The sequence below is a fragment of the Actinomadura syzygii genome (genome assembly GCF_008085905.1).
Taxonomy (GTDB): domain Bacteria; phylum Actinomycetota; class Actinomycetes; order Streptosporangiales; family Streptosporangiaceae; genus Spirillospora; species Spirillospora syzygii.
Window position 1 is genome coordinate 442226 of the sequence record NZ_VSFF01000004.1, and the last position, 24874, is coordinate 467099.

A 24874-nucleotide genomic window follows, 5' to 3' on the forward strand; every position below is an offset into this window, starting at 1 on the left:
ACGGCCGGGCGCGGACGTCTAGGGGCGGCCGCCGCGTTGGCGGACGGCCTCGTACAGCGCGACCGTGGCAGCGCTGGCGGCGTTCAGCGAACTGGCCGCGCCGCCGATCGGGATGCGCGCCATCGTGTCGCAGCCCTCCCGCCAGCCCGCGCTCAGCCCGGCGGTCTCGTTGCCGATCACCAGCAGCACAGGCCCGGTCAGGTCCACGTCGGCGATGTCGTCGGTGCCGTTCTCGTCGGTGCCGACCACGGTGAGCGGCCGTCCGGCGGCCCGTTCCCGCCGCACCCAGTCCAGCACCTCGCGGTGGGACCGGACCCGGACCACCGGCACCGCCAGGAGCGACCCGGTCGAAGCGCGCACCGCTTTGGGGTCGTAGGGGTCGGCGGCGTGCCCAGTGACGATCAGCCCGGCGCCGCCGAACGCGTCCAGCGAACGCACCATCGTGCCGATGTTGCCGGGCCCGGTCGGGCGGTCGAACACCACGCCCAGCGTCGACGGCCCCACCGAGATCCGCGACAGGTCATCGTCCGGCAGCGCCACCACCGCGACCAGCTCGGGTACGTCCTGCTCCTTGCCGCTCAGCTCCCGCAGCAGCTCGGGCACCATCGCCACCTGCTCACCACCGGCGCGCTCCAGCATCTCCGCCGCCCACCGCGACAACGGCCGCTCGGCGTCGTGGATCAGCGCCCGCACGGGCCAGCCGCGCTCCACCGCCAGGCTGATCGGCCGCACGCCCTGCACCAGGAACTCCCCGGCCCGCTGCCGCTTGTTCCGGTTCCGCAGCAGCGCCTCCCACTGCTGAAACCGCGCGTTGGGCCGCGAGATCCGCAGCACATCCCCCACCGGCGCTCCAGTCCTCGCTTCTCACCCGACGAACGGCCAAGTCTTCCACAAAGCGATCGGGGCAAGGGTTTCTGCTGCGCGCCGCCGGATGGGCGTGCCGTTGCTGGAGCGCACCAGCCGAAGGGTCGTGCTCACCCCGGCCGGAGAGGTCTTCCTCACCGAGAGCCGCCGTGCCCTGGACGCGGTCGACGCGGCCGTACGACGCGCGCAGCGCGCGGGACGGGTCGCGCCCCGGCTGGTCCTGGTGATGAAACCCGGCGGTGACTGCGGTCTGCTGCCCGACATCCTGGCCGCCTACGAGACCGTGCCGGACGCGGTGTCGGTCGACATCGTCCTCTGCTCGGCCCACGAGCGCGCCGGGATGATCCGCGACGGCCACGCCGACGTCGGCCTGCTGCACCGGCCGAACACCGACCTTTCCGGTCTCGACGCCGAGGAACTCCTGACCGAAGACCAGGTGGTCGTCCTCCCCCGCAACCACTACCTCGCCGACCGGGCAGCCGTGAGCCTCGCGGACCTGGCCGACGAGACGATGCCGAACTGGACGACCGACCCCGGCGACACTCCGAACAGGGCGCCCGTGCGGGACGTCGGCCAACTCATGCAGCTCATCGCGCTCGGCCACGCGGTCGCCGTGGTGCCCGCCTCCGTCCGGGGTTACCTCCGCGACGACCTGACCTGCGTACCCGTCACCGACGCCCAGCCCACCACCCTCGTCCTCGCCTGGGCGCAGGGACACCGAGCGGCCGCGCTCGCGGCGTTCGTCCACACCGCGACCACCATCGCGGCCCGTCGGCGCGGTCGGCTGTCACCGGCTCGGACGGAGGAGAGTTCGCGTGTGACCGCCTGACCTCGAAGGCATGGCTGCTTACCGCTTCCGGGTAGGCGTCATAGGACCCGCCCGTGCTGGCCGAGCGGCGGTAGGTGGCCGAGCCGGTAGCGGATGCTCACTGCGCTGGACGGTCCGGCTCGGCCGGTGCGGGACCCAGGCCGCGGATGGCGAAATCGATCGCGGCGGCGAGCCGCCCCGCATCGTGTCCGGCGCGTTCCCGGACCCGTAGCCCGAGGACCGTGGTGAACAGCAGTTCCACGGCGGCGTCGAGATCGAGGTCGGGGGGCAGTTCGCCGGAGCGGCGGCCCTCGTCCAGCAGTGAGCGCAGAGCCGACCGGGTGACCTCGAAGGCTGCCTCGGTCCGTGCGCTGATCTCGGCGTCGGTGGTGCCGAGTTCGGTGGCAGTGTTCACCACCAGGCAGCCGGGGCCGGGCTCGGCGTCGGCGGTGCAGCCCACCAGCCACAGCAGCCATTCGCGGAGCGTCTCGCGGACGGGCCGGTCCGTGGTCGCCAGCCGGTCCTTCGCCTGGAGGGACTCGGTCGCGCGGTAGTGGTCGAGGGCGCGCAGGAACAGGGTGTGCTTGTCCTCGAACGTCCGATAGAGGCTGCTGGGCGTGAGGTGGAGCTCGGCGCCCAGGTCGCGGACCGAAGTGGCGGTGTAGCCGCGGTGCCAGAACAGGTCGGTCGCCCGCGCGACCGCCTCGTGCTCGTCGAACTGCCGGGGTCGTGCCATGCCCTCACCTTAGCCGACTTGTGGAGCGATCGCTCCCATACTAGAGTCCGGCGTCATATGGGAGCGATCGCTCCCAAATGAGGTTCTCCCCGTGGAGGTAGACGTGACGACGACCGAGCAGACCGTCCGGGACGTCCGGCAGGAGCCGGAACCAAGCCGGTGGGCGGCTGTGGTCGCCGTGGCACTGGGCACGTTCCTGCTGGTCACCGCCGAGCAACTGCCCATCGGGCTGCTCACCGACGTGGGTTCGGCGCTGCGGGTGTCCGAGGGCACCGCCGGACTGATGGTGACCGTGCCCAGCCTCGTCGCGGCGGTCGCGGCGCCGGTGGTCCCCGCGCTGGTCGGCGGGCTCGACCGGCGGCTGCTCCTGCTCGGCCTGATGGGGCTGATGACGCTGGCCAACCTGGCGTCCGCGCTGGCGCCCGACTTCACCGTGCTGGTCGCGTCCCGGGTGCTGGTCGGGGTCGCGATCGGCGGGTTCTGGGCGGTCGCGGGCGGGCTGGCGGTCCGGCTGGTGAACGGGGCGCACGTGCCGCGCGCCACCGCGATCATCTTCGGCGGGGTCGGCGCCGCGAACGTGTTCGGCGTCCCGATCGGCACGCTGATCGGCGGCCTGACCGGGTGGCGGACCGCGTTCACCATCCTCAGCGTGCTGGCGCTGCTCGCACTGGCCGCGCTGCTCGCCGTGCTGCCGCCGCTGGCCGCGTCCCAGGTGATGAGCCCGCGCCTGCTGGCCCGGCAACTGCGCAACCCCGGCGTGCGGATCGGCATCCTGGCCACCTTCCTCCTGGTGACCGGGCATTTCGTGGCCTACACCTTCGTCAGCCCCGCCCTGCAGCGGCTGTCCGGCATCGACGCGCGGCTGGTCGGGCCGCTGCTGTTCGCATTCGGCTTCGCGGGCATGGTCGGCAACTTCGCCGCCGGTGCGGCGCTGGCCCGCCGGACGCACCGCACCGTGCAAATGATCACTCTGACCCTGGCCGTCGCGATGCCGCTGTTCGTGCTGCTCGGCCGAGGCATGATCGGCGGCATCGCGCTGCTGATCGTGTGGGGCCTCGCCTTCGGCGGGGTGTCGGTCGGGCTCCAGTCCTGGATGATCAAGGCCGCGCCGCGGGCGGTGGAGGCGGCGTCCGCGCTGTGGGTGGCGGTGTTCAACCTGTCGATCGGATTGGGCGCTCTGGTCGGCGGCGTCGTCCTCGACACGCTCGGCCTGTCGGGACTGCTGTGGATCGGCGGCGCCGCCGCCCTTGTCGCGGCCCTGGCGGTGTGGACCGCACGAGGCAACGCCGACCTGCGTTGACCGCGACCCGGACCGGAGCCGCACGGCCGTGCGCGGGACCTCCCAGCGCGCGCCGACGAGCGGACCCGGTCTGGGCTTGCGCCGCCCGAACCGCACGGCCCCTCATCCGTCGTCGGATCAGGGGCCGCGGAAGGTGGCGCGGTAGGCCGACGGCGGCACGCCCACCGCGGCGTGCAGGTGCTGGCGCAGCGACGCGGCCGTCCCGAATCCGGCGCGCTCGGCGACCCGGTCGACCGGGAGGTCGGTCTCCTCCAGCAGCCGCCGTGCCCGCTCCACCCGCTGCACGCTCAGCCACGCCTGCGGCGACACACCCGTCTCCTGCCGGAACCGGCGGGTGAAGGTCCGCACGCTCATCGACGACTCCGCCGCCAGCTCCGCCAGCGTCACCGGCCGGTCGAGGCGCTTCAGCGCCCACGCCCGCGCCGCGCCCGTAGACGGCGCCGCCTGTCCGGGCGCGGGGTCGGGCACCGGGCGGGCGATGAACTGCGCCTGCCCGCCGTCGCGGTGCGGCGGCACGACCGTGCGGCGCGCCACGTCCCCCGCCACCACCGCGCCGTGGTCCCGGCGGATCATGTGCAGGCACAGGTCGATGCCCGCCGCCTCGCCCGCCGAGGTCAGCACGTTCCCCTCGTCGGCGTACAGGACGTCCGGGTCCACCCGGACACCCGGGAACATCGCGGCGAACCGGTCGCACGACAGCCAGTGCGTCGTCGCGCGCCGTCCCTCCAGCAGCCCCGCCGCCGCCAGGACGAACGCGCCCGTGCAGATCGACGCCACCCGCGCGCCCCGCCCGGCCGCGGCCGCCAGCGCCGCCGGGACCGGGCCTTCGCCGGGACGCTCCTCGTCCAAGAGGTGCGAGGCCGGGACGATCACCGTGTCCGCCTCGGCCACCGCGTCCAGGCCGCGAGGCACCCGCACCGCGAAGTCGGCCGCCGCCGCGACCTCGCCCGGCCGCACCGCGCACGACGCCACCGCGTACAGCGGCGCGCCGTCCGCCGACCGCGCCTGCCCGAACAGCTGGTGGACGATCCCCAGTTCCAGCGGCAGCACCCCGTCGCGGACCAGCACCGCCACCCGATGCGCCTTGGCCTCCCCGCCGCGCCCGCCGTTCATGGCCCTCATGGCCCGATCCTTACACATCGCGGCCTGCGGGCCACTCGTGCCCGGCCCGTCCGCCCGGCAGCATCGAACGCCTAGCCCGACCGGAAGGAGCCACCGTCGTGAACGTCCTGTGGGTCTTCGCGCACCCCGAGCCCCGCTCCCTCAACGGCGCGCTGCGCGACCACGGCGCCGCCACGCTGCGGCGCCTCGGGCACCGCGTCCGCCATTCCGACCTGTACGCGATGCGCTGGAATCCAGTCGTCGGCCCCGCCGACTTCGGCCACGACCCGCGCGACCGCCTCCTCGTCGGCGCCGCGTCCGAACGCGCCCACGCTGCGGGGACGCTCGCCCCCGACATCCGCGCCGAACACGACAAGATCGCTTGGGCGGACGCGCTCGTCGTGCAGTTCCCGCTGTGGTGGTTCGGGATGCCCGCCATCCTCAAGGGCTGGTTCGACCGTGTCTTCGTCCAGGGCTTCGCGTTCGGCGTCACCGACGACCACGGCCGCACCCTGCGCTACGGCGACGGTGGACTGGCCGGGCGCCGCGCCCTCGTCATCACCACCGCCGGCGCCCGCCCCACCGGCCTCGGCCCTCGCGGCGTCCACGGTGAGGCCGAGGACGTCCTTTTCCCGCTACTGCACGGCACCTTGTTCTATACCGGCATGGACGTCCTGCCGCCCTTGGTCATCGCCTCCGCCGACCGCGCCCGTCCGACTGACCACGCCGCCGCGCAGTCTGCCCTGGACGACCGCCTGCGGGCTCTGCCCACCGCGACGCCCATCCCGTACCGGGCCGAACTCGGCGGCGACTACGACGCCGACCTCGTCCTGCGTCCGCACCTGGCTCCCGCACGCACCGGCCTCACCGTCCACCGCACCGACACGCCGGCGCAGCCCGATCCTGCGGAAGGAAGGCTAGGCGGGGCACGTCGCAGCCGACGTCGGCCGCGATCAGGATCGGACCGCTTTCCCTGCGAATTCCCACCGCGAAGGTGAGCCGGTGACGGCCTACCATCACGGCGACTCACCTTGCCGAAACAGTCACAACCCGCTATCCGGGAACGTCCATCTACGCTGGAGGACAGCCGATGGTCGGATGGCGGCCGCCTCAGAATCCACCGTCGCCGCCACCCGCGTAGGTGGTGTCGGAGAGATTGGAAGGCTGGTCGGGGCCCCGGTGGCGCGACCTCTTGAATTTCTCGGGCTTCGGATCGGGCTCCTCGAACACTCGGCGGAGTCGGTCGTCCTCAATGCCGGGCACGCCGAGCACGGCGATGCGGTGCAGCCCGGTGCCTGGATCTGCCGCCAGTTCCCTGCGCATCCGGTGGGCGCGGATCCGACCGTCCAGGCCCTTGGCCCGCAGCGCTTCGGTGACCTGCCGCACCTGCTCCGTATTCTTGATCGCCGCCAGCGCGGGGCGCAGCAGCAGTCCAGTTGACGGAATCGCGGCCAGTGCGTCTCGCTCAATGGGATCGTCGGCGGTCTCGGCCACCGCGACCACTCGATGCCGAGCGAACCCGATCTTGATCCGGTCATCCTGGTGGAGGGCGACCAGGGCCGTCATGGCGACCCGTTCCGCCCCACCGCACAGGCAGGCGATCTCGAAGACAGTCAGGCCGTCCATGGACAAAGTGTCCTATACACACACGGCAAGGTCCAAGCCTAGTGATACTGCTGATGCTGCAACCGTTCCACCCCACCCGCCATAAAGATCCACTTCGTGCCGAACATCGCAAACACGGAGATCGGATTCGCCCTCGGCGGTCGCGGTGCCGGCGGCCAGTCCATTCGACCCGCTCCGTGTGGCAGCGCGCGTCGTCTGCGTCTGACGGACGAGTGCCGGTCGGCTGGCCACCCCCTTCCTCCTCCGGCTCCTCGAGGTCGTTAATGCCTCGGACGGCCAGTCGGCCTGAGCGTCTCTGCGGCGGCCTCTGGGTCAGCACACCTTTGCCTTCGCGCATCTCGGACGAGCACCAGGCCGCCTTTTTCGAATATGGGCACCCGAATTCGCGTCCATCAACGAATCATAACTCGTTCCATTGCGCGAGTTACGCGAAACGCAAATATGTGTCAATGACGGAGCCTGACCGATGCCTGACCGGGGAAGGTCAAGAGCGACTGCCGCCCACAGAAAGGAGCCGAGCGTCCTACCCGACGACAGAGTTCGCTCCCAGAAAGGAACGTCGGGAATGAGAACGCTCACCATGCGGCGACAGGCCGCGGCCGGATCGATGGCCGCCGTCGCGGCCGCCGCGCTGCTCGTCGGTGCCTCCGCCCCCGCCCATGCGGCGAACCCCACGTTCATCAGCGGTTTCTTGAACCCCACCAGGGTCCTCGACGTGGAGGGCTGGTCCACGCAAGACAGGGGCAGGGTGCACCTGTGGGATCTCCGCAATACCGACGACGTGAGAAACCAGCGGTGGTTCGTCGAAAAAGTCGGAGTGCTCAACGGGCACGATGTCTTCCGCTTCAGGAACGTCCTCTCGGGGAAATGCCTAGACAAGTCCGAAGACACTCCCAACGGCAACGGGAACGCGGTCTACCAGTACGCATGCCATGACGGCAACAACCAGAAGTGGGAGAAGATCCCGTTCGGCGACGACCCTTGGACGCAACTCAGGAACGTCGCGGGCAGCCGCTGTCTCGACATCGAGGGACCCAGATGGGAGAACGGCGCCACCATCCACGTCTGGGACTGCTACGGATCGGACGGAAAGCCGGCCTGGAGCCAGCGCTGGAACATCAGCCCGTGACCGACTGCCCGTGACAACGGCGTAGGCGGCCGGAGGCATTCTTCTTCATCGAACCCGAACGGAACACCGCGTCCCGACTCACCGTCACCCATCCATCCGGGCGACACGAAGACCGGGACGCGGACACCGTCAATCCCGCAAGTACACGCGAGACGTCTCGATATCCCGAGCCACGCCACCGATCGCGCGTCCGGCACCTCGCCGACACGTGGTCACGACGAACGCGCGACCCGCCGAGAGTTCCAGAGAGCCGACGAGACGCCGCTCCTCGGCGTCGCCACTCTCGCCCCCCGCCACACCCAGGCGGACATCATTCACGACACCACCTCGCGCCCTGCCGCTTACACGAGCACGTCGAGCCCGTCCAGCAGCAATGCAATTGACGCGAAGAAGTCTTCGAAGTCGACTGAGTTCAGATCTCCTGATCACAAGCCCTGACAAATGGGCCGAGCCTCGGCGGGACGACCGTTTCCGGCCATTTCCAGGCCCGGTAACACCTGGTCACGGCCCTCCAGAACACCAGAAGGCCGGTTGGAACGGTTCTTTGTCAAAAACAGCTGTTGACGTTCGATAATCGATGATCAAGGTGACCAGGGCGCGGCGCACCTAACAATAGAGTTCGACCATCGAGTTGAAAACCCATGCGTTGACATTACTTAACGATCAAAGTTACCCTTCCTTCAAGATCCTGGACACGCCATTGATGGCGCCCTCTCAATCGCGAGATCCAGCACCGCGTCTTTACTCACCAAAGACGAAGAACCGCCCGACCACACCAGAACAGGGGTTTCGCATGCGTAAAGGAATCGCATTTTCGACCGCCGCCGCGCTCGCGGTGATCACGGCGTCCGCCACCCCTGCGGCCGCCTCCGACGAGTACCTCGAACACGGTCCCAACGGAGTCACCATCACCGTCGCGACGGTCAACGGCAGCGGATGCCCGCTCGGCAGCGCCGCGATCGCCCTGTCGGAGAACAACGACGCGTTCACCATCACTTACAGCAAGTACTTCGCACAGGTAGGCGGTTCGTCGGTGCCCACCGACGAACGCAAGAACTGCCAACTCAACCTCAAGGTGCACGTCCCCCAGGGCTTCACGTACGCCGTCTCGTCGACCGACTACCGCGGCTACGCCTCACTGCGCGACGGCGCGAGCGCCACCCAGCTCGCCAGTTACTACTTCCAAGGCAACAAGGACACCAGGGCGTACTCGTACCCCATCGCCGGTCCTTTCAAGAAGAACTGGCAGAACACCGACACGGTGGATGTAGCGCAGCTCGTATGGTCGCCCTGCGGCGAGCAGCGAAACTTCAACATCAACACCGAACTGCGAGCGGATTTGGGAACATCGACCCCGTCGGAGGTCAGCTACATCAGCATGGACTCCACCGACGGCAGCATCAAGACGACCTACCACTACGCCTGGAAGGTCTGCCAGTAGTTTCGAGAGGGCGCCTTTCCGTTCTCGGCCTGGTTGAGGTGCTGGCCTGCTCACCGCAGGACCAGCACCTCCCCGTATCCACCCATTCGGTTTGAGGCCGAGGGCCCTGTTCACCGTATGATGTCAGGAGTCAGAGCGCGGCGCCGAAGTAGGCGTCGATTACCTGGGGGTCGTTCCGGATCTCTTCGGGGATCGCGTCCGCCAGTAGGCGTCCCTCGTGCAGGACGACGGTTCGACCCGGTGAGCGTCGCGAACACCGCCGGGTGCTGGAACGTGCGGGCCAAGCCGAGCGCCGGATCCGTGGGAGTGATCGTGGCCGGGATATTGGTCGCCGCCACCGGACGGCCCTTGTTCGACACCCTCGTCGCCCTCGCCATCGGCTTGTTCGTCGTGGTCCGCGCCGTGGCGCTGGGGCGGCAGGTGGTGGCGGTGCTCGGGCAGCACGTCCCCGAAGGGCTCGACACCCGGACGGTCGCCGACGAGCTGGCCGCCGTCGACGGCGTCCGGCACGTGCACGGTCTGCACATGTGGACGCTGACCTCCGGCATGCACGTGGCGACCGCCCACCTGGTCACCGCGGACGGGGCCGACGCGCACGCCGTCCTGGACCGTGCCCGCGACCTGCTGCGCGACCGGCACGGCATCGCCAACGCCACGCTGCAGATCGAGCCGCCCGACCACGACGGCTGCGAGGAGGGCGAGGGAATCCGCTCCCCGGCGGCGGAACGGTCGGGCGGTTCGCGTCCGGCCGGGCGATCGACGGGCTGATCCGGCGAGCCGCGCACAGCCCATCCGCCGCTCCGACCTCACCCGTATCCCCTCAACCTCCCTGGAGGACGCCATGGCGCTGACAGCGCTGATCATCTATCTCGTGTGGGCCGCTGCCGCTTTCGGCCTGCGCAGCCTGGTGCAATGGCGCCGCGCCGGGGACACCGGTTTCCGCGGCGGCGGTCTGGCCCCGGGCAGCGTGCAGTGGTGGGCCCGGATCGCCTTCCTCGCCGCGCTCCTCATCGGTCTCGCCGGTCCCGTCGCCGGTCTGGCGGGCCTGGACCCGTTCGACGTCCTCGACCGGACGGCCGTGCGCGTGACCGGGCTGGTCGTGGCCGTGCTCGGCGTGGTCGGCACCCTCGCGGCGCAGACGTCCATGGGCGCCTCCTGGCGCATCGGGGTCGACGAGGACGAGCCCACCGCCCTGGTGACCACCGGCGCGTTCTCCCTGGCCCGCAACCCGATCTTCACCGCGATGATCGTCACCGGCGCCGGGCTGGCCGCCATGGTCCCCAACGTGGTCTCGCTGTTCGGCCTGGTCCTCACGGTCGCGACCATCGAACTGCAGATCCGCGCGGTCGAGGAGCCCTACCTGCGACGCCTCCACGGCCGGGACTACGACCGCTACGCCGCCGAGGTGGGCCGGTTCCTCCCCACTCTGGGCCGCAGCCAGCCGACCAGTGGAAACTAGCCTGTTGGATGGGCACGGCAGTCGGATGACAGGGGTGGCCGGTGCGGGAAAGCAGGTTGGCGATCGAGGATCTGGAGGCGCTGCGCCTCCCGTTGACCGGCTACTGCTACCGGCTCCTCGGTTCGTCGGCTGACACCGATGACGCGGTTCAGGAGACGCTGATTCGAGCGTCCGCCAAACGGCAGCAGTACGACCCGGGCAAAGCTGCACTGAGCACGTGGGTCCATCGGATCGCCACCAATGTCTGCATCGATATGCTCCGCGCGGCCAAACGGCGGGCATTGGTCATGAGCGCGGAATCCTACGGACCGGACCTTGGCGCGCCGCTTCCGCCGGAGATGTGGGTGGAGCCGATCCCGGACTCGCGTGTCCTGGCCGATCAGGACCCTGGCGAAGTCGTCGTCGGACGTGAGTCGGTTCGCCTGGCGTTCATCGCGGCACTCCAGCACCTCGCTCCCCGTCAACGGGCCGTCCTGGTTCTCCGGGACGTCCTGGTGTTCTCCGCGCAAGAGACCGCCGAGATTCTGCAGACCACCGTGCCCGCCGTGAACAGTGCCTTGCAGCGCGCACGGGCCACATTGGCCGCCAACCGGCCCGACCCATTCGACGTCTACGACCCCGAAGACGCCGCGCAGCGGGATCTACTGCATCGATATGTGGCGGCTTTCGAGTCCCATGACGTCGCCGAATTGACCGCGGTGATGCGCGAAGACGCGGTGACCTCGATGCCGCCGTTCCGGTGGCGGCTGGACGGCGGACCCAAGATCGCCGCGATCACCGCGGACAGCGACTCCTGCGCGGGCGCGCGCCTCGTCCCGTGCGGCATCAATGGCGGCCCAGGCTTCGGGCAGTACCGTCCGGGCGACGACGGAGTCCTGCGCCCGTTCGCCCTCGTCTCGGTCGACCTGCGGGACGGTCGGATCGCCCGGCTGGTCACGTTCCTCGGCACAGAGCACCGGTTCACCGAGTTCGGCCTCCCCGAAATGCTCCAAGCCTCCGGGCGGCGCACCGTGTGACCGATGAGTTCCCGGGCGACGCGTCGTACAAGCCGATGAAGGCCACACGACGCGGAAGGACAGCCCGATGGAAACAGCCTCAACCGACCTGACCAGCGAGATCCACGCGGAGCGCGAACGGCTCGCCGGTCTCCTCTCCGACCTCACGCCGGAGCAATGGGACGCGCCGTCGCTGTGTGACGGCTGGCGGACCCGCGAGGTGGTCGCCCACATCACGATGCCGTTCCGGACCAGGCCGCTCGGGGTGATGGCGGGCCTGGTCCGGGCCGGGTTCTCGTTCAACAGGTATGCCGACCGGGACGCCCGGTCCACGGCGAGGGCGATGAGCGAGGCCGAACTCGTCGACCTGCTCCGGCGCAACATCGAGCACCCCTGGCGGCCGCCGGGCGGCGGGGAGGCAGGCGCTCTCAGCCACGACGTCATCCACGGCCTCGACGTCACCGAACCACTCGGACTCCCCTCCGCACCACCTGAGCGCATCGCGCTCGTATTGGCGTCGGGCGGCCCCCGCCAACTGAAGTACTTCGGGGTCAACTTGGACGGGAAGCGCCTGATCGCCACCGACTCCGACATCTCCGTCGGCGAAGGCCCCACGGTCGTGAAGATGACGGCGAAAGAGATCCTCCTCGTGGTCACCGGCCGCCGCCCACTCTGACGGCGAAGCTCTCCAGCCGTCAGAGTGGTGCCCGGTCCGCTGCGGCGCGTCGAGAGCGGTGGGCCGGTGCGACACCTGGCCGACCCATCAGAATGTGACGTATCCACGCGCGGCCCGTCCCGTCCGGTCGCGCACGAGGATGGGAGGAACTCGCGATGGTCCGCCGCTGGAGTCCCGGGGAGATTGGCCCGCCGGTCGGGCAGTACAGCCACCTGGCGTCCGTGCCGGCGTCCGCCGAACTGCTGTTCATCTCCGGGCAGATCGGCGCCCTGCCGGACGGCTCGCTCGCCGGGCCCGGCGCGGCGGAACAGGCCGCCCAGATCTATGCCAACATCGGTGCCCTGCTCGCCGCCGCGGGCTCCGGCCCCGCGCACCTGGTGCGGCTCTTCACCATGGTGGCGGGCCGTGAGCATCTCGCCGACTCCCGGCGGGGCAGGGACGCGACGTTCGCCGACTGGTTCCCGGACGGCGACTGGCCCGCCCACTCCCTGATCGTGGTCGACGCGCTGGCCGCTCCGGAGATCCTGGTCGAGGTCGAGGCGGTCGCGGTGGTGCCCGCACCCTGAGCGGCTCCGCTCCACCGGGTGGCCGCCGCGCCCGGCTGGCAGCCCCGACCAGGGGTGGGTTAGAGCAGGGCTCGGTGGGCGAGATACCAGCGGGTGGGTTCCGGGCGCTGTCGGCGCTGAGGGAGCCGGGATGGAGGCGCGCGGGTTTTGTTCCAGTCGGTCATGTCGTGGGTGTCCGGGTTGTCCGGGCCGGTCATCTACGCGGTCGTCGCCGGGCTCGTGTTCTGCGAGGACGCGCTGTTCTTCGGCTTCGTCCTGCCCGGTGAGACCGCCGTCGTCCTCGGCGGGGCGCTCGCCGCGCAGCAGAAGGTCTCGGTCGTGCCGCTGGCCGCGATCGTGGTGCTGGCGGCGATCTCCGGGGACTTCGTCGGGTACCAGATCGGGCGCCACGCCGGGCAGCCGATCCTGGAGACCCGTCCGCTCCGCCGTCACCACGACCGCGTGGACGGGGCCCGCGACCTGATCCGGCGCAGGGGCGGCGTCGCCGTCTTCGTCGGACGGTTCGTCGCGTTCTTCCGCGCGATCATGCCCGCGCTGGCCGGGGTCTCGGCCATGCCCAGCCGCGTGTTCCTGCTCTACAACGCCGCCGGAGGTCTCGTCTGGGGCGTCAGCTTCACGCTGCTCGGCTACTTCGCCGGGCACGCCTACGCCCGGATCGAGCACGTCGCGGGACGCATCAGCGCGATCGTGATCGCGGGCGTGGTCGTCCTGGCCGTCGTCATCTGGCGGCTGCGCGATCACCTGCACAGGAAGCGGGATGGGAACGACCGTTCGGGGACGGATTCCCGGTAACGGTTCGCCCCCGAGCGTTCCGGCTCAGCGTCCGCTGGCGGTGAGCTTGTAGTTGGGACGGGACGGGTGCGCGCGTCCAAGCGGCCCCTCGGCCATGGCGCGGACGAGCATCTCGCTGACCTGGGTGACGAACCGCCGCCCCGCCTCGGTGATCCCGTGTCCGCAGGCCGGGCCGCGCATGGCGCAGACCCAGCGCATGGTGCCCGTCGCGAACACGCCCGCCCCCTGGCGGTTGGTGTAGTAGGAGGCGTGCGCGACGGCCGACCGGTTCCCGCAGGTGATCGGCGAGCTGGCGACGATCTCCAGCGTGCCGGGGGTGGGGCCGCCTCGGTTGAGCGCGTCGGCCTCCGGTCCGATGACGCCGGGGAACCGCGTCCCGGCGCGGACGCCCGTGCCGCGGAACAGCCAGAAGTCGGGCCGCGAGACGGTGAACGCGCCCTCCGCCGGAAAGCACATGTACTGGATGCCGATGAGATCGCTCTCCGGACGCGGCATCGGCGGAAGCCGCCAGTCCTGGGTCGACTCGGCCGGGTCGGTCCGCGCGACGGGATCGGTGCCGGAGTCCTTGTAGCAGACCACGAGCCGGTTCGCCCCGAGCGGCGTCGCGCCGAACCGGATGTGCCGGTTGACCGCGTTCGCGCCGAGGAACGCGATGTTGACGCCCTGGTCGCGGGCCCGCGTCGCGCGCTGCCGCATGGCGGACGACCAGTACTCGTCATGCCCCAGGGACAGCAGACCGCGCGCCCCCTTGAGCAGGCCGGGATCGGAGTGCAGGTCGTTGTCGGTCGCGTACGCCAGCGGCACGCCCAACTTCTCGGCGAGCGCGATCGCGGGCTGCTCGTACTGCATGAACTTGCCCGCGCCGTTGCCGTCGTAGGGACGGTCGAAGCTGACCGCACTCGCCCGGTCGTTCTCCCCGCCGGACGGTCCCTTGTACAGGTCGTAGCCGCCCCACATGTTGTACGCCTGCCAGGTGGTGGTGCCGTTCAGCACGACGAGGCGTCCCGCCGTGTTGGGGGAACGGACCGTCACGGGCACGTACCGCTGCGCCCCGGACGCGGCGGTCAGCATCATCAGGTAGCTGCCCTCGGGCCACCCCTCGGTGGACACGGTCAGCGACGGCCGCCACGGCGCGGACACCGTCCGGGACGCCCGGTCAATGCGGGCGCTCCCCTGCCGGACGCCCGGATACGTCCCGGACCGCCACACCCGCCGGGCCTGCGCCCCGCCGTACCAGCCCATCCGGAACGCCTGGACGCTGAACCCCGGTGTCGTGGTCGACACGAACAGCCGGAACCGTCCGCCGGGCAGGACGCTCACGTGATCGGCGTAGCCCTCGATCTCGTGCTCGGCTCCCTTGCTCCGGCGGGCGATCCGCCAGTCCGCGTCCCCGTGTTTGGCGTTCTCCGCGACGGCCGCCGTCTTCAACGCCCCCTGCCCGCCGGGGTCGCGATCGTGCGTCCCGGACGAACAGGCGGCGGCCAGGAACAACGCCAGGACGAGGACGAGCAGCGCCCGGCACCGCAGCCCCCTGTCCGCGACCGGGCGTCCGCCAGGACCGATCCCGCCGCGCGCACGGCTTTCCACAACCACTCCCCCGGTGATCATCGACTCCTGCGGAAATCCTCCCCGCCACGGCGGTCTGAAAGCCACCGCATCGACCAACGCACACGAAACAGATGGTCATCAACGCAGGTCTAGCGGTTGGTGCTCTCCCCCGCCCGCCGGCCGGACATATCCTGCTGCTGACAAGGGAAGCCCCGGACGGGCGGTGAGACTACCTGTCCGGGGCCGCACACGGGTCAAAGAATCATAATTCTGATTCTCTGCGTGGCCCTTTTCGGTCGCTGGGCCGAGATCAGTTCTCGTGTTTGCCGAACCAGCGGGAAAGGTGGGCGTCCAGGTCCTGCTGGTCGTCTCCGATCCAGGCGACGTGGCCGTCGGGGCGTAGCAGGACGCATGGAACGTCGAGTGCCGCAGCCGAGTCTGCGATGTAGTCGACCCGGTCCGACCAGCCTTCGACGGTCAGGCGTTCGGTGCGGTCCAGCAGCAGGCCGCGGCCGCGATGCATCAGGCCGTAGAGGCTGCCTTGTTTCAGGTCGATGTCGCGCAGGCGGCGGCCGAGCAGGTCGGGGCCTTCGCCGAAGTCGTAGCGGATGCCGATCGCGGTGATCTTCTCGATCAGGTGGCGGTTCACCTCGTTGAAGTCCATCAGTTCGGTGAGCAGCCTCCGCGCGGCCTGCGGACCCGGTTCGGTGGACAGCAGTTCCGCTTGTGCGCGGGTGTTGTCCAGTACCTCCTCCGCGACCGGATGGCGTTCGGACTGGTAGGTGTCCAGCAGTTCCTCCGGCGCCCAGCCGCGAATTCGCGCGGCCAGTTTCCAGCCGAGGTTGAACGCGTCCTGAACACCGAGGTTGAGGCCCTGGCCACCGATCGGCGGATGGATGTGCGCCGCGTCGCCCGCCAGCAGAACTCGTCCCACCCGATAGCGTTCGGCCAGCCGGGTGGCGTCTCCGAAGCGGGACAGCCAGCGCGGCGAGTGCACGCCGAAATCGGTTCCGGCGATGGCGCGCAGTTGCTGTTTGAAGTCCTCAAGCGTGGGCGGTTCCGCGCGACCGCTGACTCCCGCACCGGGGACCACGACGCGGTAGACCTCCTCGCCGAAGGGCATGAAGATGAAGGTCCTATTGGTCTCGCGGACTTTGGCCACCTTGGCGGCGACCTCCTCCCGCGGCGCCCCGACCTCCAATTCACCCATGAGCGTCTCGTTGCGCGAGGGCTCGCCGGGGAAGCCGACGCCGAGCAGTTTCCGCACCGTGCTGCGCGCGCCGTCGCAGCCGACGAGATAGCGCGAGCGCAGCCGTTCCCCGTCGGCCAGTTCGACGGTCACGCCGTCGTCGTCCTGCTCGAAACCGGCCACCGCGCAGCCGTGCCTGACCTCCGCGCCCAGCGCGATCGCGTGTTCTTCGAGCAGGCGGACGATGACCGGCTGCGGGATGCCCAGCAGATAGGCGTGCGCGGAGTCCAGGCCCTCGGGCGCGGGTTTGTCGATGGCGGCGAAGAAGCCGCCCGCCGGACGCCGCCTTCCGTGCGGGAGGACGCGGTCCAGCAGGCCGCGCATCGCCAGCAGTTCGAGGCTGCGAATGTGCAGACCGACTATGCGGACGAACGACGCGGGCTCAGTGTCCTTCTCCAGGACGAGGACCCGCACATCGTGCAGCCGCAGTTCGGCGGCCAGCATCGCGCCGGTCGGCCCGCAGCCGACGATGATCACGTCGTAGTGCAGAGAGTGCATAGGTGTTGCCTTTCGGGAGTGCCTTGTTGTCGAGGCGCTCCCGGCGACACCTATGTCAATCGCCGACCATGACGGGAACGAGGAGCACCCACGTCGATAGCGTTCATGGGTCTCACCTCCTCGGACGGCGTCACGGCCAACGGCAAGTTACAAGCCCGGGCGCCGTCCCGTCCAACCCTTTTTCCGGCATCCTCCGTGGGCGTCGGCCACCTCTACGCCCACGCCATGACGATCACCTATGAGTAGCGGGGCGGCTTCGACCCGACACCGGCGGGTCTCATCGCGCTGTGACCCCGGCCCTGCCGGGATCGAGAACCCAGGAGGCATTTCCTACTTAATTGGTATATATAGTTCTATCACTACCGAGGTCCACGGGGAGGACGCGATGGCTCTGCCGGACTTTCTGGTGATCGGTGCCCCGAAGGCCGGGACGACCGCGCTGCACGCGGCGCTGACCGGGCACCCTGAGCTGTACCTGTCGGAGGTGAAGGAGCCCAAGTTCTTCCTCACCGACGGCGCGCCGCCGACGCGGGGCGGGCCGGGCGACGCGCAGACCTACCGCGAGCACGTCTGGCGCAAGACGGACTACGAGGCGCTGTTCACGGGCGCCCCGCCCGACGCGCTGCGCGGGGAGTCGACTCCGTTCTACCTGTACGACCGGGCCGCCCAGCGGCGCATCCGGGAGCTGATCCCCAAGGCCCGGCTGATCGCCGTCCTGCGGGATCCGGTGGAGCGGGCCCACTCCAACTGGACGCATCTGTGGTCGGCCGGACTGGAGCCCATCGACGACGTGGTCCGCGCCTGCGAGGAGGAGGAATGGCGGATCGACGCGGGCTGGGCGGCCTTCTGGCACTACGTCCGGCTGGGCCGGTACGGCGAGCAGTTGGAGCACCTGTACGGGCTGTTCCCCCGCGAGCAGGTCCTGGTCTTCCGGTACCGCGAACTGCTGGAGCGTCCGGGGCCGACGCTGGACCGAATCTGCTCGTTTTTGGACGTCGAGCAGGGCGTCCTCACCGAGGTGCCGCGCGAGAACGTCACGGTGCATCCCGGCCGGACGGTCCGTCACCGCTTCCTGTCACGCTTGCTGCGGACCGGCGTGGCGGCGGGCGCGGTGCTGCCCGGCGACCTGTCCACCCGGGTCACCACTCCGCTGGAACGCGCGCTGCAGCGCAACGGCCCGTCCCGGCGGCCGCTGACCTGGGAGCAGCGCCAGGCCCTCATCCCCCTGTTCGAGGACGACATCAAGAAGCTGGAGGAGGTCACCGGCGAAGACTTCGGCGACTGGCTGGAGCCGAAGGCGGCGTCCGGCGGACGGGTGGGCGCGAGGCCGAGCGGGCAGCGCCAGGCCCGCAACGGGCGTCCGCGCTCACGCTGACGACACCGGACGGGTCAGCGCAGCTCGGTCCGCAGCTCGTGTGCTCCGTCAGCGCGGGTCACCTCGTAGAACAGGCGGAGGCGACCGTCCTGGGTGGGCAGGAAGTCCAGGTAGCGGAACCCGCCGCCGTGATGGGGCGAGGAGGCCCATGGGGCGGAGCCGACAGCCGAGAGCGCGGCGGGGTCGTCGCCGATGGCGAAGCCGGTGCGCTCCTCGAAGTTCTCCGCCGCGTTGGCCCGTCCGTCGTAGGCCGCGACGATCCCGTCGGGCGTGAAGCGGACCGCGCTGACCCGCACGCCCCGGGCGTCCCACTGGCCGGGACGGGGGCTGAGCGCCGTCCCGTGCCAGACCCATTCCAGGCCGTCCGCGCTGGTGGCGTACTCGGTGGTCATCTGGTCGGCCTCGGCGGGGACGGCCAGCGGATGGCACGAGGCCCACAGGTGCCAGCGGCCGTCGTGCCGGACGATCACCGGGTCCTTGACGCCCGTCTTCTCGTCGCCGGGCAGCACGACCCGCCGGTCGCGGGGGCTGAACCCGTCCGGGGCGTCGGACTGGAGCACCTCCACGCGCCAGTGCTTGGTGCCGGGCGTCGCGCAGCTCAGGTAGAGCCGCCACGTTCCCTCGGGCGTCCGGACGAGGGTGGGCCGCTCCAGCGACTCGGCCTCCATCGCGTCCTTGCTGATGACCGACAGCGGCTCGAAGCGCTCCCCGTCGGCGGAGCGGGCGACGACCACCGCGTACCCGCGTCCCTTCCCGATGGGCCGGCGCAGCCGGTAGGCCAGGTAGATCCATCCTTCGCTCTCGACCGCGCTCGGCGCTCCGGCCCAGTACCCGTCGCCGTCGCCCGGCGGTTCGACGACGACCGCGGAACGGTCCGGGCGTGGAAGCAGCGCGGCGACCCGCCGGTCAAATTCCCCCAATTCCATGTCGGAATAATAGGGCACGACGCTCCGGCTCACACGTCCGCCGTCCGGCGCGTCCGGCTCGCTTCTGGGTGAAGCGAGGGCTGCCGGGTCGGCCGGATAGCTTGGCGCATGGCGTTTTCGACGGTTGCACACAGCGGGGACTTCGCCTCCGAGGGGTTCGGGGGCGGCCCGATCGCTCTCACCCTCCTGGTGCTGCTGGTGGCGCTGGCCGTGCTGCTGCCCTTGCGAGCCTGGCGGCCCGCCGCCTTCGGACGGCTGCGGTGGTGGGTGCTGGGCATCATGGGCGGCGGGCTGCTGGCCGCGCTCATCGCCGACCCGGTCGAGATGCTCAAAATGCTGGTGCTGATGGTGTTCTTGACCATCATCGCCTGGCCCGTCGTCGCACTCGGCGCCGTGGCGACGGGGGTGATGGCCGTCCGGTCCGGGCTTCGGCCGGGGCGGGCGGCGGCGCGCGCGACGTGGACGCGGCTGGTGTGGACGTGGCTGCTCGCGCTCGTGGCGCTGTACGGCTACGGCGTGATGAGCACCAAAGCCATGTGGGGCAAAGATCCCGGAGACGCCTGCCGGTTCACGGGAACGGGAACCCGGCCGGATGGGTCCCTGAGCATGCTCCCCCTGTCAGATACGACCTGCGGGGCCGATTCGGTGCCCGGCTTCGTCAATCCCCTATTGGCGTTGCTGACCATTCTGCTGGTGGTATGCACCATCGGTGCGGTGGCTTCGCGGCTGCAACCGGAGAAGGCCCACTGATCTACACGCGGCGCTGGGCGTGGCCGTTCGATCGGACGGTGGGCGAGTCCGCGTCCGGGATGAGCAGACGGGGCGGGGCGCCGCGCAGGGACGTCACCCACACGTCGGCGTTGCGGCCGCCCGCGCCGCCCTTGGGCACCGCGTACATCACGTTGTCGTCGTCGAGCCACGCCGCCTGGTCGTCCACGCTGCGGGTCTCCGCGAGCGGCGTCTCGACGCCGCTCGCCAGGTCGAGGACGTGGAAGCGCCACACGTCGGAGTTGGACCCGGTCCGCTTCTTGTAGACCAGCCGCCGACCGTCCGGGGACAGCGACGGGCATTCGACGTTGTCCCGCACGGCGGTGAGGGTGCGCCGCCCGATGTCGCCTTCGACGAGGTATCTGCGGTTCTGGGTTGCCACGGTGGCGAAGAACCTCTCTCCGCCTGGGACGAACGTCACGCCCCACACATTGCGATCCACGTTCTGGTTCGGCTGGCCGTTCAGCAGGAACGTGAATTCCTCGACGTTGCCGACCGGGTCGCCGCCGACCCGGCCGATGACCGTTTCAGTGGAGAAGCCGTCGGAGAGATAGGAATGTCCCGTCACGAAGGTGGTCGTGGCGTAGTAGCGGCCGTCCGGGGAGATGCGGGCGCGGCTCGGAATCCCGTTGACGGGGACCTCCTTGCCGGGCCGGAGCCGTCCGTCCAGGAGGACGGCGGAGTAGAGGTGCATCGGGTTGCGCGTCTGGCGCAGGCAGAGACCGCCCTTGGGCGAGGCGGCCGTCCGCTCGCAGCGGGTCGAAAGGACGGTGCGCTCGCGCCCCACGTCCGCGGCCGGAAGGACGGCGATGCGCCCGAACGCCGGTCCCGGGCGCAGCGACCGGAACACGATCTGGCGGCCCTCGGGCAGGTCCACCGAGCCGCCGCCCGCTCCGCCCGTCGTGCTCGCGCGCAGCGCCGAGGAGGCGACGCAGCTCGCCGCCACGGCCATGACGAGGACGGCGATCCCGAGCATGATCTTGCCGTCGTTCAGTCTGCGCAGATCGACACGGATCATCGGACCTCCGTTCGGCGGACGCGGGCTCGCGCGATCAGCGGCGCCGTCGCGAGCAGGGCGGCCGTGAGAGCGGCGGCGAAGGCCCACACGGCGGCGTCGCCGTCGGCGGCGGACCAGACGACGCCGAAGGCCACCGCCCCGAGCGCCCGCCCGGCCGCCACCGCCGCCTGGACGATGGAGATCCCGGTCGCCGTGAGTTCGGCGGGGAGCAGCGGCACGGCGGCCGCGGGCAGGACGCCGTCCGTCGCCGCGTAGTAGGCGCCGAGGAACACCAGGCAGAGCACGGCGCCGGAGGCCCCGCCGGTGAGGATCGCGGCGAGGTACGCGCACAGCAGCAGGCCGTACCCGAAGGTGAAGACGCGGTGCCTGCCGAGGCGATCGGAGACCCGGCCGAACGGCACGGCCAGGGCCAGGTAGACGAGGCTGGTGCACAGGAACAGCAGCGGGAACCAGCGGGTCCCGACCGAGTCGTTCCGCAGCAGGACGAGGTAGAGGAAGCTGTCGCTGATCGTCGCCGCCGACAGGATCGCCGCCGCGCAGAGCAGCCGCCGGAACCCGGCGATCCGCAGCAGGGCCGCGACGTCCTGACCGGAGATCGCCCGCGCGTCCGAGCGTTCCCCCGGCGCGTCGGCGGCGACCGCACCGCGCCGCGTCTCGCTTTCCGGGACGCGGTTGACGAACAGCAGCACGCCCAGGACGCCCGCGCAGAACGAGACGACGAAGACCATGTCGAAGTCGCCCGGCGCGAGCGCGAGCAGGCCGAACGCGACGACCGGGCCGAGCAGCGCGCCGGTCGCGTCGAGGGCGCGGTGCACGCCGAAGGACCTGCCGAGCCGGTCCGGCGGGGCCGCCGTGGCGATGAGCAGGTCACGCGGCGCGGTCCGCAGCCCCTTGCCCATGCGGTCGACGGCCACCGCCGCCGACAGCGCCCCCGCGCCCCCCGCCGGGAGCAGCAGCAGCTTGGCGGCGGCGCCGAGGGCGTAGCCGGTGCCCGCCATGAGCTTGGGACGGCGCAACCGGTCCGCGAAGAAGCCTCCGACCAGCCGCATCAGGACGGTCGCGGCCTGGTAGAGGCCGTCCAGCAGCCCGTACGCCGCGGGCGTGAGCCCGAGCGCGAGGGTCGCGAACAGCGGCAGGACGACCGTCACCATCTCGGTGGAGATGTCGGTGATCAGGCTCACCAGTCCGAGGACGACCACGACGCGCGGTACCCGGACCGCCGACCTCGTCCCTTGCGGAATGCCTCGTACCGATATGTACACGTCAGCTGGTACCCGGAAGCGGCTTGTCGGTGGCGAAGGCTCTCAGGACGTTCCCGGTGATGGTGGAGATGTCGTTGTCGTAATGGTTGAAGAACAGGCAACCGGCCCAGGCGATCGAACTGGCCGAGAAGACCGCGCCTCCGTGCGGGTACTGGGTCAGGGCGACGTCTCCGCGGACGAGCCAGTTGACGGTGCCGCCTTCCATGAGGTTGGCGGTGTTGTTCTCCTCTTTCACGAACATGTACTCGTCGCCGAAGCCGGTGCCCGAGCCCAGCACGATCGTGTTGTCGGCGGTGCCGAGGGCGTAGTCGGCGCGGTCGAGTTCCTCTCCCATGGGACCGCCCGGGCTTTGCAGGGTGTCGAAGTCGCCGATGGGACCGGTGGCTTTGACGCCGTCGAAGACCCAGGCCGCTCTCGGATCGTGGCTCTCCGCTGAGCGCTCCAGGGGCCGGTTGTACAGACCGGTGCCCATGCGGGAGCCGAAGCCCTGCGCGGTGAAGCCGACGCCGACGAGTTGCTGCGGGGGCCGTCCGCGGAAGCGCCACAGCCCGCCGAACTCGCCGGTGAGGCTGTGGTAGTACTCGCCGGGCGCGCTCTGCCAGGCTTCGGTGCCGTCGTGGCGGCGCAGCTCGGTGTAGTTGCCGGTCCGGTCGAGCGGGGTGACCCAGTAGAAGCCGTTGCCGCCCAGGTACATCAGTCGTCCGCCGTCGTTCAGCCAGCCTTGCAGGGCGTCGAGCATGGGCGCGGACGTGTACTCGGGATGGCTTCCGGTGACGACGACCTTGTAGTCGTCCAGCAGCTTCCTGCCTTCGCGATGCAGGTCGTGGTCGGTGATGTAGTCGACATTGTGGCCGGTGGACTCCAGCCAGTCGAAGATGTGGGTGTCCGCCTCGAACTGCCACGGTCTCCCCTGCCCCTTGGGGCCGGTGGCGAGCGGACGAAGGTTCGTGATCGGACGCAGCCCCGACGAGTAGACGACGCCGCTGCCGTCGGAGTGCCGCGAGTACTGGCTCAGCCCGCTCTGCAGGCTGCCCGTCCAGCCGTAGGCCAGGTAGCTGAACGTCGGGACCAGCATGGCGATCTTCGACGTGGGCTTGCCCCGCTTCGGACGGACCACGAAGGTCACGTGGTAGACCTGCCCGTTCGCCTCCAGCTTCGCCGCGTAGACGCCGCTGCGCGCGTCGGTGGGCACCCGCCACGTGAAGCTCGGCTTCCAGACGGCGTCGCTCACGTCGTCGTCGTGGAAGTACATCGCGCCGTACTGCCCGGGCGCGCGGGTGAAGTTCTGCTCGTCGGCCTGCCAGTTGTGGCCGGTGACGGCCCGGACCGGCAGGTTGACCGCGCGGCCGCGCAGCCCGTTGCCGGACGTGTCCACGACCTGGTCGGTGTCCATCTTCTTGGAGAAGTCGAAGGCCGCCGCCGCTCCGGCGGCCGGTCCGCCGAGCCGCAGGGCGCGGATCTCGCGGTCGTCAAGCGCCCGGTCGAACACGCGCGGGGCGTCGATCTTGCCGTTGTAGAACCCGGTGGGTCGCCGGTCGGCGCCCTGGTAGGCGGCGATCAGCAGCGGGGAGGCGGCGTTCTTCAGCCCGTGGGCCCCGATGGACCGGGTCACGACGGCCTCGGAGGAGTTGGGGTGGCCGCTCAGCGGCTGCTGGTACAGCTTCACCTTCCCGGTCCCGGCGTCGTAGGAGACGGCGGCGAAGTACCAGCCGGACGAGTTCACGTTCTGCGGCCGGACGGTGCCGCCGGGCTCGACCCCGCGCAGCGCCGGGGCCCACGGCTGGAGCTTCACGCCGCTGCTCACCGTGTGGACGCTCCCGGACCGGTCGGCGAGGCGCAGGCCGAGACCGCCGTCCCGGTCGACGACCATGCCGTATCCGGCCTTCTCCGCGTCCGACCACTTGGTCACGATGCCCTGCACCGCTCCGGTGGCGACCGGGGTCCGCTGGTAGGCGATGGGGTTGAGCTTGGAGCCGGGGACGGTGGTCGGCGCTATCCACGCCGTGATGGTGAAGCTTCCGTCCGGCCGCAGCTCGTCATTGTCGGGGACGGTCACGTAAGAGCCGGGCGGTAATGTCTGGTACTGGCCCGGGTACTCCTTGTTGACGTCGGACGCGATGACCTGCTCCTTGAGCCCCGGCCCGCGCGGGTCCGCGTCTCCGTGCACCACCCGCACCATCGTCGCCCGGAACGACGGGCTCTTCGTGCTCGCCATGATCTTCACGGACTCGCCCGGCTGGACGCTCAGCCGGTCCGGATATCCGCTGATTCCGAGGCTGTCCAGTTCCTCCTGGGGCGTCCTCGGGTCGACGGGAAGCGGCGGCGGATCGACCTTCGGGGTCATGGGCCATTTCGCCGCGGCCCCGACGTCCGTGGCCAGCGGCCCCGACCCGCCGACCACGGCGACGAACAACGTGATCAACAGGGCCGTTCCCATGCGTCTGCGCGCGAACACTCGATCACCTCTCCGTCGGTCCCGAGCCCTGGCCGCACAAGAGCGACGCGCCGCCCCACCGGACGCTCCGACCGCGCGCTGCCACACCCATGACTTGCTTCAAAGTAGAACAAGATGGGAGCTCATCCCAGAGCCGCGATCATTCGGGCGTCTGACCGAAAGCGGACCCGATTCGCGAGGTTTATGGCCGCCACCTCGAAAGATCACTGTGCGTCGTTCCGAGCGCGGCGGGAGCGCACATTGCGCGCGAACCACAAAGATCATTTCTGTCGGCCGCTTTCC

General features: G+C 70.3%; 24 protein-coding genes. 13 read left to right on the top strand and 11 right to left on the bottom strand.

The window, feature by feature from the left end; all coding sequences use genetic code 11:
• Window positions 1-18 precede the first annotated feature (18 nt).
• Window positions 19-843 (bottom strand): TrmH family RNA methyltransferase, encoded by an 825-nt coding sequence (locus tag FXF65_RS12005; RefSeq protein WP_148349834.1) that lies wholly within the window; start codon window positions 841-843, stop codon window positions 19-21.
• Between FXF65_RS12005 and FXF65_RS12010 the strand changes: the two genes are divergently transcribed.
• Window positions 812-1693: a LysR family transcriptional regulator gene (locus FXF65_RS12010; protein WP_148349835.1), complete on the top strand. Its 882-nt coding sequence runs from the start codon at window positions 812-814 to the stop codon at window positions 1691-1693. The two genes, FXF65_RS12005 and FXF65_RS12010, sit on opposite strands and share 32 nt — an antisense overlap.
• A 97-nt stretch (window positions 1694-1790) precedes the next feature.
• Here FXF65_RS12010 and FXF65_RS12015 read toward each other — a convergent pair whose 3' ends face one another.
• Window positions 1791-2408, bottom strand: coding sequence for a TetR/AcrR family transcriptional regulator (locus tag FXF65_RS12015; RefSeq protein ID WP_148349836.1), 618 nt, complete (start codon window positions 2406-2408; stop codon window positions 1791-1793).
• A gap of 103 nt (window positions 2409-2511) precedes the next feature.
• On the opposite strand from FXF65_RS12015, the gene FXF65_RS12020 reads away from it, so the two are divergent.
• Window positions 2512-3708 carry an MFS transporter gene (locus FXF65_RS12020; protein WP_148349837.1) on the top strand — a complete coding sequence of 399 codons (1197 nt, stop codon included), beginning with the start codon at window positions 2512-2514 and terminating at the stop codon, window positions 3706-3708.
• Between the two features lie 117 nt (window positions 3709-3825).
• On the opposite strand, the gene FXF65_RS12025 is transcribed toward FXF65_RS12020, so the two are convergent.
• Entirely contained in the window at window positions 3826-4821 is a 996-nt protein-coding gene (locus tag FXF65_RS12025) for a GlxA family transcriptional regulator (protein ID WP_246198519.1), read from the bottom strand.
• Window positions 4822-4928: 107 nt separating this feature from the next.
• On the opposite strand from FXF65_RS12025, the gene FXF65_RS12030 reads away from it, so the two are divergent.
• Window positions 4929-5807: an NAD(P)H-dependent oxidoreductase gene (locus FXF65_RS12030; RefSeq protein WP_148349839.1), complete on the top strand. Its 879-nt coding sequence runs from the start codon at window positions 4929-4931 to the stop codon at window positions 5805-5807.
• Between the two features lie 112 nt (window positions 5808-5919).
• On the opposite strand, the gene FXF65_RS12035 is transcribed toward FXF65_RS12030, so the two are convergent.
• Window positions 5920-6435, bottom strand: coding sequence for a TIGR04222 domain-containing membrane protein (locus FXF65_RS12035; protein ID WP_148349840.1), 516 nt, complete (start codon window positions 6433-6435; stop codon window positions 5920-5922).
• A 565-nt stretch (window positions 6436-7000) separates the two neighbouring features.
• Between FXF65_RS12035 and FXF65_RS12040 the strand changes: the two genes are divergently transcribed.
• Together FXF65_RS12040 and FXF65_RS12045 are read left to right on the top strand one after the other, a co-directional pair.
• Window positions 7001-7564: an RICIN domain-containing protein gene (locus FXF65_RS12040; protein WP_187412236.1), complete on the top strand. Its 564-nt coding sequence runs from the start codon at window positions 7001-7003 to the stop codon at window positions 7562-7564.
• Window positions 7565-8357: 793 nt separating this feature from the next.
• Window positions 8358-9005: a DUF4360 domain-containing protein gene (locus tag FXF65_RS12045; protein ID WP_148349842.1), complete on the top strand. Its 648-nt coding sequence runs from the start codon at window positions 8358-8360 to the stop codon at window positions 9003-9005.
• Window positions 9006-9135: 130 nt separating this feature from the next.
• Here the strand turns inward: FXF65_RS12045 and FXF65_RS46205 are convergent, their stop codons facing one another.
• Window positions 9136-9330 carry an ABC transporter ATP-binding protein C-terminal domain-containing protein gene (locus tag FXF65_RS46205; RefSeq protein ID WP_187412248.1) on the bottom strand — a complete coding sequence of 65 codons (195 nt, stop codon included), beginning with the start codon at window positions 9328-9330 and terminating at the stop codon, window positions 9136-9138.
• Between FXF65_RS46205 and FXF65_RS12050 the strand changes: the two genes are divergently transcribed.
• The 6 genes from FXF65_RS12050 (at window position 9246) to FXF65_RS12075 (ending at window position 13493) form a co-directional block, all read left to right on the top strand.
• Entirely contained in the window at window positions 9246-9773 is a 528-nt protein-coding gene (locus FXF65_RS12050) for a cation diffusion facilitator family transporter (protein ID WP_187412237.1), read from the top strand. The two genes, FXF65_RS46205 and FXF65_RS12050, sit on opposite strands and share 85 nt — an antisense overlap.
• A gap of 73 nt (window positions 9774-9846) precedes the next feature.
• Window positions 9847-10464: a methyltransferase family protein gene (locus FXF65_RS12055; RefSeq protein WP_148349844.1), complete on the top strand. Its 618-nt coding sequence runs from the start codon at window positions 9847-9849 to the stop codon at window positions 10462-10464.
• A gap of 56 nt (window positions 10465-10520) precedes the next feature.
• A complete protein-coding gene (locus tag FXF65_RS12060; RefSeq protein WP_148349845.1) occupies window positions 10521-11480 on the top strand; it encodes an RNA polymerase subunit sigma-70 in 960 nt (319 codons plus the stop codon).
• 67 nt (window positions 11481-11547) lie between these two features.
• Window positions 11548-12135 carry a maleylpyruvate isomerase family mycothiol-dependent enzyme gene (locus tag FXF65_RS12065; RefSeq protein ID WP_148349846.1) on the top strand — a complete coding sequence of 196 codons (588 nt, stop codon included), beginning with the start codon at window positions 11548-11550 and terminating at the stop codon, window positions 12133-12135.
• A gap of 155 nt (window positions 12136-12290) precedes the next feature.
• Complete coding sequence (locus FXF65_RS12070; protein WP_148349847.1) at window positions 12291-12701, top strand: RidA family protein; 411 nt, start codon at window positions 12291-12293, stop codon at window positions 12699-12701.
• A 147-nt stretch (window positions 12702-12848) separates the two neighbouring features.
• Window positions 12849-13493 (top strand): DedA family protein, encoded by a 645-nt coding sequence (locus tag FXF65_RS12075; RefSeq protein ID WP_222868515.1) that lies wholly within the window; start codon window positions 12849-12851, stop codon window positions 13491-13493.
• Window positions 13494-13517: 24 nt separating this feature from the next.
• On the opposite strand, the gene FXF65_RS12080 is transcribed toward FXF65_RS12075, so the two are convergent.
• Window positions 13518-15080: a N,N-dimethylformamidase beta subunit family domain-containing protein gene (locus tag FXF65_RS12080; RefSeq protein WP_222868516.1), complete on the bottom strand. Its 1563-nt coding sequence runs from the start codon at window positions 15078-15080 to the stop codon at window positions 13518-13520.
• Between the two features lie 271 nt (window positions 15081-15351).
• Entirely contained in the window at window positions 15352-16788 is a 1437-nt protein-coding gene (gene rox, locus FXF65_RS12085; protein ID WP_148349848.1) for a rifampin monooxygenase, read from the bottom strand.
• Window positions 16789-17173: 385 nt separating this feature from the next.
• Between rox and FXF65_RS12090 the strand changes: the two genes are divergently transcribed.
• Window positions 17174-18163 carry a sulfotransferase family protein gene (locus FXF65_RS12090; RefSeq protein WP_148349849.1) on the top strand — a complete coding sequence of 330 codons (990 nt, stop codon included), beginning with the start codon at window positions 17174-17176 and terminating at the stop codon, window positions 18161-18163.
• 14 nt (window positions 18164-18177) lie between these two features.
• Here FXF65_RS12090 and FXF65_RS12095 read toward each other — a convergent pair whose 3' ends face one another.
• Window positions 18178-19089, bottom strand: coding sequence for a glycoside hydrolase family protein (locus FXF65_RS12095; protein ID WP_148349850.1), 912 nt, complete (start codon window positions 19087-19089; stop codon window positions 18178-18180).
• Window positions 19090-19197: 108 nt separating this feature from the next.
• Between FXF65_RS12095 and FXF65_RS12100 the strand changes: the two genes are divergently transcribed.
• On the top strand, window positions 19198-19839 hold the full coding sequence (locus FXF65_RS12100; protein WP_148349851.1) for a hypothetical protein: 642 nt from the start codon (window positions 19198-19200) through the stop codon (window positions 19837-19839).
• A gap of 1 nt (window position 19840) precedes the next feature.
• On the opposite strand, the gene FXF65_RS12105 is transcribed toward FXF65_RS12100, so the two are convergent.
• The 3 genes from FXF65_RS12105 to FXF65_RS12115 all read right to left on the bottom strand — a co-directional run bounded on the left by FXF65_RS12105 (window position 19841) and on the right by FXF65_RS12115 (window position 24592).
• Window positions 19841-20875: a TolB-like translocation protein gene (locus FXF65_RS12105; protein ID WP_148349852.1), complete on the bottom strand. Its 1035-nt coding sequence runs from the start codon at window positions 20873-20875 to the stop codon at window positions 19841-19843.
• A complete protein-coding gene (locus tag FXF65_RS12110; RefSeq protein WP_148349853.1) occupies window positions 20872-22056 on the bottom strand; it encodes an MFS transporter in 1185 nt (394 codons plus the stop codon). The genes FXF65_RS12105 and FXF65_RS12110 overlap by 4 nt, the downstream gene beginning before the upstream one ends.
• Before the next feature lie 82 nt (window positions 22057-22138).
• Window positions 22139-24592 carry a LamG domain-containing protein gene (locus FXF65_RS12115; protein WP_148349854.1) on the bottom strand — a complete coding sequence of 818 codons (2454 nt, stop codon included), beginning with the start codon at window positions 24590-24592 and terminating at the stop codon, window positions 22139-22141.
• Between the last annotated feature and the right edge of the window lie 282 nt (window positions 24593-24874).